Origin of the sequence: Treponema denticola ATCC 35405 (assembly GCF_000008185.1) — a bacterium.
In the GTDB taxonomy this organism is placed as follows: domain Bacteria; phylum Spirochaetota; class Spirochaetia; order Treponematales; family Treponemataceae; genus Treponema_B; species Treponema_B denticola.
Window position 1 is genome coordinate 1,546,851 of the sequence record NC_002967.9, and the last position, 13,768, is coordinate 1,560,618.

The 13,768-nt window shown below is 38.4% G+C and carries 13 protein-coding genes and 1 tRNA gene; 11 read left to right on the forward strand and 3 right to left on the reverse strand.

All coding sequences use genetic code 11. The features are described 5' to 3' along the window. Positions 1 to 2: 2 nt before the first annotated feature. A complete protein-coding gene (locus TDE_RS07180; RefSeq protein ID WP_002679158.1) occupies positions 3 to 1,235 on the reverse strand; it encodes a CapA family protein in 1,233 nt (410 codons plus the stop codon). Between the two features lie 95 nt (positions 1,236 to 1,330). Between TDE_RS07180 and ppdK the strand changes: the two genes are divergently transcribed. From ppdK to TDE_RS07210, 6 genes are all read left to right on the forward strand, one after another. Then, the gene (gene ppdK / locus TDE_RS07185) at positions 1,331 to 4,132 is read left to right on the forward strand and encodes a pyruvate, phosphate dikinase (protein WP_002679160.1); all 2,802 of its coding nucleotides are present in this window, start codon (positions 1,331 to 1,333) and stop codon (positions 4,130 to 4,132) included. 77 nt (positions 4,133 to 4,209) lie between these two features. Further along, a complete protein-coding gene (gene aroH, locus TDE_RS07190) occupies positions 4,210 to 4,587 on the forward strand; it encodes a chorismate mutase (protein ID WP_002679161.1) in 378 nt (125 codons plus the stop codon). A 95-nt stretch (positions 4,588 to 4,682) separates the two neighbouring features. Then, a tRNA-Glu gene (locus TDE_RS07195) sits at positions 4,683 to 4,754 on the forward strand. A gap of 250 nt (positions 4,755 to 5,004) precedes the next feature. Further along, complete coding sequence (gene rho / locus TDE_RS07200; RefSeq protein WP_390903209.1) at positions 5,005 to 6,603, forward strand: transcription termination factor Rho; 1,599 nt, start codon at positions 5,005 to 5,007, stop codon at positions 6,601 to 6,603. A gap of 36 nt (positions 6,604 to 6,639) precedes the next feature. Continuing rightward, a complete protein-coding gene (rpmE, locus tag TDE_RS07205; RefSeq protein WP_002669000.1) occupies positions 6,640 to 6,843 on the forward strand; it encodes a 50S ribosomal protein L31 in 204 nt (67 codons plus the stop codon). 60 nt (positions 6,844 to 6,903) lie between these two features. Further along, complete coding sequence (locus TDE_RS07210; protein WP_002671223.1) at positions 6,904 to 7,347, forward strand: NfeD family protein; 444 nt, start codon at positions 6,904 to 6,906, stop codon at positions 7,345 to 7,347. 44 nt (positions 7,348 to 7,391) lie between these two features. Here TDE_RS07210 and sdaAA read toward each other — a convergent pair whose 3' ends face one another. Then, positions 7,392 to 8,282, reverse strand: a complete 891-nt coding sequence (gene sdaAA / locus TDE_RS07215) for an L-serine ammonia-lyase, iron-sulfur-dependent, subunit alpha (RefSeq protein WP_002671221.1) — start codon at positions 8,280 to 8,282, stop codon at positions 7,392 to 7,394. A 19-nt stretch (positions 8,283 to 8,301) separates the two neighbouring features. Beyond that, positions 8,302 to 8,964 (reverse strand): L-serine ammonia-lyase, iron-sulfur-dependent subunit beta, encoded by a 663-nt coding sequence (gene sdaAB / locus TDE_RS07220; protein WP_002671219.1) that lies wholly within the window; start codon positions 8,962 to 8,964, stop codon positions 8,302 to 8,304. 301 nt (positions 8,965 to 9,265) lie between these two features. Here sdaAB and TDE_RS07225 point away from each other — a divergent pair, with 301 nt between their 5' ends. The 5 genes from TDE_RS07225 to TDE_RS07245 all read left to right on the forward strand — a co-directional run bounded on the left by TDE_RS07225 (position 9,266) and on the right by TDE_RS07245 (position 13,761). Continuing rightward, a complete protein-coding gene (locus TDE_RS07225; protein WP_002679162.1) occupies positions 9,266 to 9,661 on the forward strand; it encodes a DUF4418 family protein in 396 nt (131 codons plus the stop codon). A 17-nt stretch (positions 9,662 to 9,678) separates the two neighbouring features. Then, positions 9,679 to 10,344 carry an ABC transporter ATP-binding protein gene (locus tag TDE_RS07230; RefSeq protein WP_010956980.1) on the forward strand — a complete coding sequence of 222 codons (666 nt, stop codon included), beginning with the start codon at positions 9,679 to 9,681 and terminating at the stop codon, positions 10,342 to 10,344. Between the two features lie 125 nt (positions 10,345 to 10,469). After that, positions 10,470 to 11,738 carry an FTR1 family iron permease gene (locus tag TDE_RS07235; protein WP_002669020.1) on the forward strand — a complete coding sequence of 423 codons (1,269 nt, stop codon included), beginning with the start codon at positions 10,470 to 10,472 and terminating at the stop codon, positions 11,736 to 11,738. 39 nt (positions 11,739 to 11,777) lie between these two features. Then, entirely contained in the window at positions 11,778 to 12,404 is a 627-nt protein-coding gene (locus tag TDE_RS07240) for an iron transporter (RefSeq protein WP_002669021.1), read from the forward strand. A gap of 88 nt (positions 12,405 to 12,492) precedes the next feature. Next, a complete protein-coding gene (locus TDE_RS07245; RefSeq protein WP_002671216.1) occupies positions 12,493 to 13,761 on the forward strand; it encodes a Fe-S-containing protein in 1,269 nt (422 codons plus the stop codon). The last annotated feature ends 7 nt before the right edge of the window (positions 13,762 to 13,768 follow it).

Below are 13,768 nucleotides of genomic sequence, written 5' to 3' on the forward strand. Positions count from 1 at the left end.
TTTTATTTTAGCTTAGGTAAGTAGGCCCTCATAAGCTCAAGCCTTTTAAGATAGTAGGCCCTTTCTTTTTCGGGAAGGGTCTCAATCCATTCTTGGGTAAAGCGTTTTATTACGGGTGCATCTTTTTCGTTATAGTTTGTAATTAAAACAGGGGCTGCCTCTATCTCAGGCTGCAAAATACCGTCTATTTTTTTAAAGCGTAACTGCATTATTATTGAGTCTCCCGTATATTCCCTGTAGTAAGCCGGATCGGCATAGTTTACCTTCCACCTTTGGCCCGAAATAAAATTTCCCATAGAGTACATAAAAAAGGCATTTTTTTTATGTGTGAGAAAAGAGTCAAGAGGTTCATTATTCTCTCCTTTATTGATTTGAATAATATCTTTTTTGGAATCATCGGTTAAGATTTCCACATCGGAAAGTTCCCAATCCTGTAAAACATGGGGATGATTAGCCCAGACTACATCTATTCCTGCTTGGGCTAAAGCCTTAAACCATGTCTTTTTACTATCTAAAACCTTAAGGCCGTATTCCGCCTCGTTTAGATGAAGAGACAGAATAAAAATATCGCAAGGATTTTCTTCCCTCATTTTTTTTATGGATAAAAGAAGTTTTTCCCTTCCTGTCTTTGTGGGTTCCGAGTAATAAAGTCTGTGTTTTGATTTGCCGTGAGAGTTGATAAGTTCCGTTACCGATAAAAATAAAATCTTCCAGCCTTTTTTTTCGATTAGAACAGGTTTAAAATCTTCATCTTCTTTGTTTTTTAAACCGGAAGAAAAAAGCTCTTTATTTTTATACTCTTCTTTTAAAGCATTAAAACTTTTAATAGTTCCGTCTATTCCTTGAATACCCTGATCGTTAGTGTGATTATTGGCAAACGAGAAAACATCGAAACCCCCTTCAATAGCGGCTCTTAGATAGTCTTTATGTATATTAAAGCATGGAAAGCTTGAAAGCGGTCTTTCTTCACAGACAGGTGTTTCTACATTTCCAAAAGTTAAATCATCGTTTAAAAGAATATCCCTGACATCATCATAGATTCGATTATAGTCTTTCATTTTAAAATTGACATCATGAGCCATAATATCGCCTGAGAAACTTAAAACAAGTTCGCTTATATCATTTTCTTTTTGAGGTAATTTTGATTCGGAAATTTCGGTTGAATTACAGGAATTTAAAACAAAAACCGCCGCTGTGATAAATAAAAATAAATAATAGTTAAGATTTTTTTTCATAATTGTTATAATTATACATTGACAATTGATATTATACAAGATACAATATATAAATATATTGTAATAATTGTTCAATGTTCAAGGAGGACAATGCAATGGCAAAGTCAAAATATGTATATTTTTTTGGCGGAGGTAGCGCTGAAGGTAATGGTACGATGAGGGAAGTATTGGGCGGCAAGGGTGCCGGTTTGGCCGAAATGACGGCTATAGGACTTCCTGTTCCTGCCGGATTTACTATTACAACCGAGGTTTGCGAAGAGTATTATAAAAATAACAGAAAGTATCCTGTCGAACTAAAAACTCAAGTTGAATCTTATCTTTCAAAATTGGAAAAAATTACCGGAAAAAAACTTGGGGACAAAAAAGATCCTCTTTTGGTTTCCGTTCGATCAGGGGCTCCCGTTTCGATGCCGGGAATGATGGAGACAATTTTGAATTTAGGCTTAAATGACCAATCCGTTCAAGGTTTGGCCGAGAAGACCGGAAATTTAAGATTTGCCCTGGATGCTTATCGTAGGTTTATTTTGATGTACGGTTCTACGGCAATGAACATTGAACGTGAAAAATTCGATAAAATTTTTGATGATGTAAAAGAAAAAAGAACAAAAAAACGTCTTAATCTTGCTCAGACTGCAAAGGTTTCGGATACCGATGTAAACGAACCGGAATTACAGGATGTTATCGATAGATCCAAAAAGCTTTATGAAAAAGAAATAAAATCTCCCTTTCCCCAAGATCCTATAAAGCAGCTTTGGGGTGCTATCGGAGCAGTCTTCGGTTCTTGGATGTCCGATAAAGCCGTTACTTACCGAAGGGTTGAAAACATTGTAGGAATCCGCGGGACGGCTGTAAACGTTATGCAGATGGTATTCGGAAACAAAGGGGATAATTCGGGTACAGGAGTCTGCTTTACACGCGACCCGAATTCGGGTAAAAACGACTTTTACGGTGAATACCTCTTTAATGCCCAAGGCGAGGACGTTGTTGCAGGAATCAGAACTCCTATTAAGCTCGATGTTTTTGCAAAAAAAGATCCGGATGCTTATAAAAAACTTTGCGATGCACGCAAAATCCTTGAAAAGCATTATAAGGATATGCAGGATATGGAATTTACCGTTGAAGAAGGTGAATTATACATGCTCCAGTGCCGAACCGGTAAGAGGCTTCCTGCAGCAGCCTTCCAGATGGCTGTAGATATGGTGGAAGAAAAACTTATAACCAAGGAAGAAGCTGTTAGCCGTATTAAGGCTTCAGACATTGAAGGAGTCTTCTACAAGGCCTTGGATTATTCTAAAGCTTCCGAAATAAAAAGCGCTCACCTTGTTGACGGTATTCCTGCCGTTCCGGGAGCTGCATGCGGTATAATCTGTCTTTCGGCAGAGGCTGCGGAAGCTGCTGCAAAGGACGGTAAAAGAGCTGTTCTTGTTCGTCATGAAACAAGCCCCGAAGATGTAGGCGGTATGCACGCTGCTGAGGGTATTTTAACCGCAACCGGCGGAAAAACCAGCCATGCAGCCGTAGTCGCCAGAGGTTGGGGAAAATGCTGTATAGTAGGCTGTGAAAATTTAAGAATCGATTACGAGAAAAAAGCAATTTCGGCTAAGGGTATAGTCTTAAAAGAAGGAGACTACATTACCTTGGACGGTTCAAAAGGAGCTGTTTACAAGGGCGAGTTACCCTTAATTACTCCCAAGCCTCCTGCAGCCTATAAAAAAATCATGGAATGGGTTGATCAGATACGAAAAATAAAGGTAAGAACAAATGCCGATACGCCCGAAGATGCTAAGATTGCCGTAGGCCACGGAGCCCAAGGTATCGGTCTTTGCCGAACCGAACATATGTTCTTTAGCGATGAGAGCAGAATTCAGGCAATCCGTGAAATGATTATTGCAGAAAACAAGGAAGCAAGGGAAAAGGCTCTAAAAAAACTTCTTCCTTATCAGACGAAGGATTTTGAGGGTATCTTTAAAGCTATGAACGGATATCCCGTAACCATCCGCTTGATTGACCCGCCCTTACACGAATTTGTTCCTCATGATAAAGAAGGTCAGCAAAAGTTGGCAGAAAAACTTAATATAAGTTTTGCAAGTGTTAAAAACAGAGTAGATCAGCTGACCGAAGCAAACCCGATGTTGGGACACAGAGGCTGCCGTTTGAGCATTACCTATCCTGAAATTCTTGAAATGCAGGTTACTGCCATTATAAATGCTGCCTGCACGGTTCAAAAGAAAGGAATTGCCGTTTTACCCGAAATAATGATTCCTCTTACAATCGATGCAAAAGAATTTAGGATTTTGGAAAAGAGGGTTCGAGCTGTTGCAGACGATATCATCGAGAAAAAAGCTAAGGATAAAAAACTTAAGTACATGGTCGGTACTATGATTGAAACTCCGAGAGCAGCCCTTCTTGCAGATAAAATAGCAGAATATGCGGAATTTTTCTCCTTTGGTACAAACGATCTTACGCAGATGACCATAGGTATAAGCCGGGATGATGCAGGTAAATTCCTCCCTGAATATGTAGATGAAAACAAGGCCGGCGTATTTAAGGCTGACCCCTTCCAGTCATTGGATCAAGAAGGTGTGGGTATCTTGGTATCTACTGCTATTCAAAAAGGAAGAGAAGTTAAAAAGAACTTGGAAATAGGTGTATGCGGTGAACACGGAGGAGACTTAAATTCGGTTAAGTTCTTCTGCAGGGCAGGAATGGACTATGTTTCCGCTTCACCCTTACGAGTTCCGATAGCAAGACTTGCCGCAGCCCAGGCTGAAGTTGAAGCCTTAAAATCCAAGTCGGCCGCAAAAAAACCTGCAAAGCCTGCCGCTAAAACTTCAAAGCCTTCCGAAAAAGCAAAGGCTAAAACCGGTAAAAAGCCGGCTAATAAGCCTGCCAAATAACAATTAATTTTAAAGCATTGCACCATTGTAATAAGCTAAGGTGCAGTGCTTTAATTTAAAGATTTTAAGCAAAAAAAATGAGCTTGATAAAAAAATTAAGAGCCTTACGCGGGGCCGTATGCTGTGAAGATAGTGAAGAAAGTATATCTTCGGCAGCTGTGAACCTTTATAGCCGAATCTTGAGAGAAAATTCCTTGTCTGAAAAGGACATAGTTTCAATACATTTTACGGTTACCTCCGATATAAGGGCTTTAAATCCTGCATCGGCTTTAAGAAAGAACGGCTTTGCAAAAAATACGGCCCTTTTTTGTGCTTTAGAACCCGGTATGAAGGGCGGCTTACCTAAAACTATTAGAATTTTAATCTATTATTATTCCAGGAAAAAGCCGATTCATATTTATATGGGCGGAGCAGAAGTGTTAAGACCTGATTTGATAAGCAAGACGGATAAATAAAAGAATTTTTGTAATTTTGCTTGACATAATTATAAAAATATGATATATTCCTTTCTTGTCAACGCAATGCGTTTCAATGTGATGCGTTTTACCATGTCTCCTTCGTCTAGTGGTTAGGACATCGGGTTTTCATCCCGACAACAGGGGTTCAATTCCCCTAGGAGATGGATACCCTCGATTTAATCGAGGGTATTTTTTTAGAAGTCTGAAAGCTAAAAAAGCTTTACTTGACAAAATAAAATAAATTTGTTAGACTAAAAATCTATTCAACAGTAACAATTCATTTTACATGTCTTTTTCGGTTCCTTAAGCCGAATACTGAATTTTGGAATGATGTATTTAAGTTACATAGCATAGGAGAAAAATCCGATGACAATAAGAAAAAGAAAAACTTTGCCGCAGGTTTCTGAGGATACCTTGTTTGATACGGGGATTAATTCTGATGAAAACTTAGGTCTTAGCCAATCCGATGTACAGGCTGATGATCCATCCCTTAGTCCGGCAAATGAGATTCAAGCTGCTGTAGAGCAGACAAGAATTGAGCAAAACAATGAAGCAGACGATGAAGTTCTTGAAAAAAAAGTTGTTGTCCGCTCCCGCGGAAGAAAAAAAACAGAAAGCTTTTCAGATGAAGTTGAAACCAAACCGGCAAAAAGAACTAGTGTAACTGCAAAAAAACGTATACCTAAAGATATTCAAGAAGAAAAAGAAGAAGTCCCGCCCGCATCAGATAGTTCTTTTAAAATCATAATAAACGATCTTACAAAGATGCGTATGCATGATTTAAGAGATATGGCCATTAAATACGGCGTACCGGAGGATGAACTTTCCTTAATGAAAAAACAGGATGTGATTTACCACATTCTTAAAAACCATACCAATCAGGGCGGTACTATTTTCGCTTCCGGTTCTTTAGAGACCCTTCCTGACGGATACGGTTTTTTACGTTCGCCTCAAAACAGCTATTTGACGGGAACTGATGACGTCTATGTATCTCCCAGCCAGATAAGGCTTTTTAATCTTAAAACGGGTGATACGGTTTACGGCCAAATTCGCTCCCCAAAAGAGGGTGAAAGATATTTCGCTCTTTTAAGGGTTGAAACGGTCAACTTTGATGAGCCTGCAAAATCGCAGCGCCGTATTCCGTTTGATAACCTCACCCCCCTTTATCCTAGAGAAAAATTAAACCTTGAAACAACTACTCAGGAAATATCTACCCGAATTATGAATCTTTTTTGTCCGATAGGAAAAGGACAGAGAGGATTGATTGTAGCTCCTCCTCGTACGGGAAAAACGATAATGCTTCAAAAGATAGCCAATGCAATTACGGCCAATCATCCTGAAGTTTATCTTATAGTTCTTTTGATAGATGAACGTCCTGAAGAAGTTACCGATATGGAGCGCACTGTAAATGCGGAAGTTATTTCTTCTACCTTCGATGAGCAGGCAACCCGCCATGTTCAAGTTGCTGAAATGGTACTTGAAAAGGCAAAACGCCTTGTTGAACACAAGAGGGATGTAGTTATTCTTTTGGATTCAATTACCCGTTTGGCAAGGGCCTATAACCAGACAATGCCTACTTCGGGTAAGGTTCTATCCGGAGGTGTGGATTCAAACTCTCTTCATAAGCCTAAACGCTTTTTCGGTGCCGCAAGAAATATCGAAGAAGGCGGAAGTTTAACGATAATAGCTACGGCTCTTATTGAAACCGGCAGCAAGATGGACGAGGTTATTTTTGAAGAATTTAAGGGAACTGGCAATATGGAAGTAAACCTGGACAGAAAGCTTTCAGACCGCCGTTTATTCCCTGCAATCAATATAAAGCGATCGGGAACTCGAAAAGAAGAGCTTTTATTAACGGAAGCAGAAATGCAGCTTATGTGGATATTACGCAAATTCATCAGCTCGATGGATGATGCCGATATTATCGAATTCTTAATAGATAAAATGAATAAGAGCAAGAATAATGAAGCGTTCTTAAAATCAATGAATGCCGGTCTTGCACAAAAAGAGTAAATATTGTATATTATAACACTACCTTGGGAGGTTTGTATGAAAAAAGATATTCATCCGAAATACGAAGAAACAACCGTTACTTGCGCTTGCGGAAACGTAATAAATACGCGTTCTACAGTAAAAGATATCAAGGTTGAAATCTGCTCTCAGTGTCATCCTTTTTTTACGGGAAAACAAAAGCTTGTTGACACTGCAGGACGAATTGATCGCTTTAAGAAACGATACAATATTAAAGACTAATTGTCTTTATAAGCTAAGCACGGGTTTTCTCGTGCTTATGCTTTTTCTAGGGGGTAGTTTATGGGATGGTGGTCTATCTGGCTTTTGGTAGGTGTGTTGTGTATAGGCTTGGAGCTTATAATTCCCGGCCTTGTTATTATCTTCTTCGGCTTCGGGGCTGTTTTTACTTCCGTTTTTAGTTTAATTCCTTTTATTAATCAAGCTCTTTGGCTTCAAATAATAATATTTGTTATTTTTTCGGTTCTTTCTTTGGCTTTTTTACGTAAAAAATTTACTCCTATTTTTAAGGGTACTATTTTCTATTCGGATAAAAAAAGCGACAAAGAAGGGGAAGAGTTTGCCGATGTTATTGAAACGGTTTTTCATAACAAGGAAGGCAGAATAAAGTATCAGGGTACGACATGGAGTGCCCGCTCTCTTTCGGAAGAAATTCCTGCAGGCTCAATGGTGAGGGTTCTCAGACGCGAAGGGCTTACCTACATTGTTGAAAAGGCTGAAAAATAACTTTTAGGAACCTTTAAAAAAATCGTTTTTTAGAAGATACCATCTTATAAAGTTTTTCCGAATATTTCTTTTTGAAGTCTTTTGCCTGTGGCTGTACAGGCGAGACCTCCTTCGGCAGTTTCTCTCAAGGCTGAAGGTATAGAATCTCCGACTTTTTTCATGGCTATTATAACCTCGTCTACGGGAATAGCACTTTTGATTCCTGCCAGGGCAAGCTCTGCTGCCGTAAAGGCAAGGCTTACACCGGAAGCATTCCGTTTTACGCAAGGAACTTCAACCAAGCCTGCTACAGGATCGCAAACAAGACCCAAGATACATTTAAGGGCAATAGCCGTTGCATGGCCTACCATTTCAGGTGTTCCTCCGCACATTTCCACTATAGCTCCTGCTGCCATGGCTGAGGCTGAGCCGCATTCGGCTTGACATCCGCCTTCAGCTCCCGAAATGGAAGCCGTATTCGCTATAACCATGCCGATAGCTCCGGCCGTAAAAAGAGACATAACTGCATCTTCTTTTTTTACATCCTTTGTTTTTAGAACGGCTCCGATTGCACCGGGGAGAATACCGCAAGAGCCGGCAGTGGGGGCTGCAACTATTTTTCCCATTGAAGCATTTAATTCGGAAACGGCCATTGCCATTCTTATACCGTTAGCAAGGAGGGGCCCGCAGAGAGCTTTTCCGTTTTCCGATCTTTCGTATATTTTATAGGCATCTCCGCCCGTAAGCCCGCTTGTCGAGCGTATATCCGGGTTTGTTCCTTTGTCAATTGCTTCAAGCATTACGTTTAAATGCTCCTGCATTCTCTCAAAGCACTGCTCCTTAGTTTCTTCAAGGGCGGAGCTTTGGTCTTCTAAAATAATATCCGAAATTCTTAAAGAATTTTCGGCTGCTTTTTGTATCAGGTCTTCTATTTTTTTATACTCTATTGTTTTCATAGTTTATACCCTTTTAAAATTATACCGGCTGAATCAGGATAACATTGTAGATGTGGTCTATTTGCAAAATGTCCTCCTTTAATTCCGGGCCGACGCTTAAACCGTCCATTTGAAGGCACATTGTGGCGGTTCCCCCTCGGTAATCTCTTCCGATATGAATTTGCGAAATATTTATCTTGTGTTTTGCCGTTACGCTTGTTATGGCGGCTATTCTTCCGGGGATATCTTGATATTCTACTACCAGTGTAGGGTTTTTACCGCTTAGCTCTACAGGTTTTCCGTTTATTTTGGTAATTAGAATATTCCCGCCTCCTATGGAGGAGCCTTGCACGGAAAGCTCCTTTCCGTCAATACCGGTAACTTCAATCAATGCCGTGTTGGGATGGGCATTAGGAATATCTATAGGTTCAAAGGTGATGTCCAAGCCTTGTTCTTTTGCAAGGGTTAGGCTGTTTCTTATACGCTCGTTTTCAGGTTTCATTCCCATAATACCTGCTGCAATAGCCCTGTCGGTACCGTGCCCCTTATAGGTGTAGGCAAAAGATCCGTGTAAGTACACTCTTGCTTTTATAGCAGGTTCTGCAAGAAGAACCCTTGTTAAATAGCCTATTCTTACGGCTCCTGCCGTATGCGAACTGGACGGCCCTATCATAATCGGGCCTATAATATCAAAGATATCCATAATTGGCGATATTATATAAAAAAAAATTGCTGAGGTCAATATGCGGTCATTTATAAAAACCTTGTTGGTTTTTATATATACCCGTCGAGTTTTTCATAAGTCTTTATATATCAAGGACTTATGAAAAACATCGCAAGTTGGATTTAAGGAAAACCTCTAAAAACTGAAGTTTTTAAGAGGTTACCATAAATTAAATTGCAAAAAATAACATTGTTTATGTAATATTATGTTGACATTTTTTTTTGATGAGTCTATACTCCATATGATATTTTAAATTTTATAAATTATAGGAAGGGAAAATATGAAAAGATATATATTCAGTGCTCTTATTATTATAATCGGTTTATTGGTTTTATTTGCTCCGTTCGGCTTTGCCCATGTATGTCATCCTAAGGCTGACGGCAGTTTTATGAAATGTCATTGGATGGGAGAAGCTGTGAGGTTGTTAGGGGGGCTGATAGCCTTATCTGGCCTTGCTTTTTTTATTTGTAAAAAATCGCGCTTTGGAATATCCGTCTACAATATCGGAACCGGAGTAAGTCTTATTTTACTTGAAACCCTTGTTATAGGCACCTGTAAGCACCCAAATATGAGCTGTAATGTTTATACAAAGCCTATAGTTATTCTATTGGCTATTGCTTTGATTGCGGTAAGCCTTGTTTATGTTTTTCTTTCGCGCAAAGAAAAATTTGAATAATCTATAAAAGGAAACTCATGCTTTTAAAAACAAAATCGCTTTCCAAATCCTTTGCCAGAGGTAAGAACTCTTTTTTTGCAGTAAAAGATGTTGACTTTTCCATTTCTGCTTCCGATTTTGTATTCATTGTAGGGCGTTCGGGTTCGGGAAAAACAACCTTTCTTAATTTGATATCCGGTATTTTAGATCCTACCCAAGGGCAGGTTTTTTTTGAAGATCAGGATATTTCTTCTATGAATGATACCGATAAAAGCTTTTACCGAAACGAGTCGATAGGTTTTGTTCCTCAGTCTTTAGCTTATTTGCCGAACCTTTCGGTCTTTGATAATGTAAGGGTTCCGTTTTTTTTATTTAACAGGGACGGCGACAGCGAGGGAAGGGCTTTAAGCCTCTTGGACTTGATGGATATAGCTCATTTAAAAAATGAGATGCCCCAAAATTTATCCGGCGGAGAACTAAAGCGAATGTTGATTGCAAGAGCTCTTATGAATTCTCCTAAATTACTTATTGCAGATGAACCTACGGCAAATCTTGACAAGGAAACTTCTGAAACGGTTATGAATCTTATAAAAAGTGTTAATAAACTGGGAACCGCCGTTTTGATTGTAACACATGATTTTGAAATTTTAAATGAAAATAGTCCCATATATAGAATGAATGATGGAGAATTAACGAAAACTTGATTTTAGTCCCGTTTCTGTTATTAAAAAAATTAAAAAAATATGTAAGAGAATCTTGACATTGTTTTTTTGACTTGATATACTTTAAGTAGAATTTTGTAAGTATTGGCTACAAAATTGGAGTTAATATGTTTAATAATAGTTTTAAAAGATTTTTATCGATTTTTTTGATTTTCTTTGCTTTTTTGTTTTCTGTTTCAGCCAAAGAAAAAGAAGACTTGAGCACTTGGACTAAAATAGTCGAAAAAATGGAAATTCACCTGAATAATGCATACGAATTGTATACACAGGGGAAAACCCGTGAAGCCTATGACGAAGTAAATGCCGCTTATTTTAGATATTACGAATCCAAGGGAATGGAAAAGATAACGATGAGCTATCTTTCCGGTGCACGCAAAACGGCTGTCGAAAATGCTTTTTATGAGTACAGAAAAAACGTAAAAAGCGATAAGGATAACGAAATGATAAGAGCTCATAAGGATGCTCTTATTGCAATGCTCTACCATGATGCAGCCGAGCTTGACGGCACTTCCAATGATAAGGGAGGAAGCGGAAAGTCGGCAGCTGTTGCAACCTTTATTTCATGTTTTGTGCTTATACTGCGTGAAGGCTTGGAAGCTATTTTGGTTATAGCGGCTATTATCGCTTATCTTGTAAAAACCGGAAAAAAGAAGTACATATCTTCCGTTTATATCGGAGCTCTTGCAGGTATTCTTGTAAGTATAGTTTTAGCTTTTTTATTTGGTTTATTGGCAGGTGCGCAAAGCGGTATAGCTCAAGAGGTTTTTGAAGGCATCGGAATGTTCGTTGCCGTAATAGTTTTGTTCTATGTAAGCAACTGGATGATTTCAAAATCGGAAACGGAAGCATGGGAAAGATATATTAAAAAGAAGGTTGAATCTTCGGTATCGACCGGTAATAAGTGGGTCTTGATTTTTGCTGCCTTTATTGCCGTAGCAAGGGAAGGAGCCGAACTTATTTTATTTTTCCAAGGAGTTCCCGTTCAAGGTGCAAGCGGTCAAAGAGCTATGATTTTAGCTATTGTATTATCGGTGATTATTTTAGCCGGTGTTTTCCTTGCATTTAGATTTTTAAGTGTAAAACTGCCCTTAAAGCCGTTTTTTACCGTAACAAGTATTTTGATGTACATACTTTGTTTTTCGTTTACGGGAAAGGGCGTTTCGGAATTGCAGGCTGCAGGTGTGGTCGGAAAGACTATAATCCCGTGGATGCAAAGTTTTGAGTTGGATTTTTTAGGCATATATGCAACCTATGAAAGTTTGATACCTCAAATAATAGTTTTAATTACGATTATTGTGTTTTCAAGTTTATATGTCAAAAAAAATAAAAAGATTCTTGCCGAATTAAAAAAGAAAGAAGAAGGCGGGGATAATTAATTTAGTCCAAAAAAATTAAATATAGAGGAGAGTTTTTAAATGAAAAAAACTTTATCTTGTATTTTTGCATTGCTTGCAATTGCTTTTGTAATTACATCATGCGAAAAAAAAGAAGCGGTACAGCAGGCTGCGAAACCTGCTCCTACTGAAGAGAAAACGGCTGCCCCTAAACCCCACGAGGAAGGCGCTGCCGGTTTTGACGAGTTCCCCATCGGCGATGAGCAAGATGCCGGAATATTAACGGTTGCAGGTGTTTATTTTCAGCCTGTAGATATGGAACCTGCCGGTAACAGTTTGTCAAAGAACGAAGCTGATTGCCACATGGAAGCCGATATTTCTGCCAATGAAAAAGGCGCAACATTGGGTTACGGTGCCGGCGACTTTGTTCCTTACTTACATGTTAAGGCTTACATCCAAAAAGTAGGTTCTTCAAAGGTACAGGAAGTTGCATTTATGCCGATGAATGCCAGTGACGGACCTCACTATGGTGCTAACGTAAAATTTGAAGAAGGCTTAGGTAAGTACAATATCAAGTTTGAAATTAAGGCACCGGGAAATGATTATCTTCTTCATGTCGACAAAGAAACAGGCGTTACCGGACGTTTCTGGACGGAACCCATCGTTGTTGAATGGAAAGATTTTGAATGGACAGGACCTCAGTGGTAAACTTGTCCAATCGGTAGTAGTATAATCTAATACTAATTACTCATTCAATTTGTAACCGCCGAGGCTTTAGCTTGGGCGGTTACTTTTGATGTTTTGGAGGTGCACCATTTTAAAATTTTATATAAGGGTTATTGAAGCAGGCATAGGCTTTGCCTTAGTTCTTGCAGTTGTTTTTGCTTCATTTAGAACCCAAAGACCAGAAAAAAAACGGTATATTGTTTTTTTAGGTATACTCACAGGATTTATCGGCAGTATTGTTTCTGCAATATTAAGATCTATTCCTAATTACATAAATAGAACCAATTTTGCTTTTTGGTCGATGATTCCCGTCAGTATATTTTTCTTAATTTTAATTGTTCTTTTACTGTTTAAAACAAAAGCGAAAAAATCTTTATTGTACGAAAATATTTTCGGTACAACCGTTTTTTTATATACGGCTGCAACAATATTTTATTATCTTCCCGTTATAATAACTCTTTCTACAACCTTGGTTAATTACGGCGAAAGTGCGGTAAGCACCCTCGTTTTATATAGACTTATAGGCTACTTGCTCGGAATAGTTTTTATTGTTCTTGCAAGTCTTTCAATTTATAAAACCTTAATAAAGTTATCCGATATCGAATTAAATATTACCGTAATAGCTTCTCTTTGTATTTTAGGGATAACTCAAATTGTGGTAATAATCCAGCGTTTATATTCTTTAAGAATAATTCCGCGGAATAATTTTATTTTTTGGTTTATTGCAATGGTGGTGAATAATGGAAACTTTTTTATATTTGCCGTCATTGTGTTTATAATGTTTGCTCCGATTCTTTTATGGAAAAAAAATATTAAAATTACGGAAGCATATAATAACAATGCCGAATTAAGAAAAATAAAAGCAAAAAAACGTAATGCAAAAAGGTGGGCTCGATTTTCTTTAAGCCTTTTAGTGATTTCGGTTTTTTCTTTATCTTTTTTGCGTTTTTATGTAGACAGAGAAGTTCCTTTGTCACCGCCTGAAAATTATACGATTGCAGACGGTATGGCTGTTATTTCTTTAGAGCAGTTGGAAGATGATAAACTTCACCGCTATGAATATATAACGGAGCAAGGAATCGGTATGCGTTTTATTGCCATAAAAAAAAGTGAAGGTTCTTACGGTGTAGGCCTTGATGCCTGCGATATATGCGGTCCCAGCGGTTATTTTGAACGGAATAATGAAGTAATCTGTAAACTTTGCGATGTAGTTATGAATAAGGCTACCATAGGTTTTCCCGGAGGATGTAATCCGGTTCCGATTCCTTATATTGTACATGACGGGAATATTAAAATAAAGATATCAGACCTTGAGTCCGAGGCTCATCGTTTTAAATAGTAAAAAG

What these genes read in the sequence shown, in the direction of transcription:
- sdaAA (WP_002671221.1), bottom strand. Translation starts at nt 8,282, where the DNA reads ATGAAAACAATAGAGTATAAAAAAATAGAAGACCTGATACAAAAAGCA.
- TDE_RS07225 (WP_002679162.1), top strand. Translation starts at nt 9,266, where the DNA reads ATGAAAAGATATATATTCAGTGCTCTTATTATTATAATCGGTTTATTG.
- TDE_RS07235 (WP_002669020.1), top strand. Translation starts at nt 10,470, where the DNA reads ATGTTTAATAATAGTTTTAAAAGATTTTTATCGATTTTTTTGATTTTC.
- aroH (WP_002679161.1), top strand. Translation starts at nt 4,210, where the DNA reads ATGAGCTTGATAAAAAAATTAAGAGCCTTACGCGGGGCCGTATGCTGT.
- TDE_RS07210 (WP_002671223.1), top strand. Translation starts at nt 6,904, where the DNA reads ATGGGATGGTGGTCTATCTGGCTTTTGGTAGGTGTGTTGTGTATAGGC.
- sdaAB (WP_002671219.1), bottom strand. Translation starts at nt 8,964, where the DNA reads ATGGATATCTTTGATATTATAGGCCCGATTATGATAGGGCCGTCCAGT.
- TDE_RS07180 (WP_002679158.1), bottom strand. Translation starts at nt 1,235, where the DNA reads ATGAAAAAAAATCTTAACTATTATTTATTTTTATTTATCACAGCGGCG.
- TDE_RS07245 (WP_002671216.1), top strand. Translation starts at nt 12,493, where the DNA reads ATGTTTTGGAGGTGCACCATTTTAAAATTTTATATAAGGGTTATTGAA.
- TDE_RS07230 (WP_010956980.1), top strand. Translation starts at nt 9,679, where the DNA reads ATGCTTTTAAAAACAAAATCGCTTTCCAAATCCTTTGCCAGAGGTAAG.
- rpmE (WP_002669000.1), top strand. Translation starts at nt 6,640, where the DNA reads ATGAAAAAAGATATTCATCCGAAATACGAAGAAACAACCGTTACTTGC.
- TDE_RS07240 (WP_002669021.1), top strand. Translation starts at nt 11,778, where the DNA reads ATGAAAAAAACTTTATCTTGTATTTTTGCATTGCTTGCAATTGCTTTT.
- ppdK (WP_002679160.1), top strand. Translation starts at nt 1,331, where the DNA reads ATGGCAAAGTCAAAATATGTATATTTTTTTGGCGGAGGTAGCGCTGAA.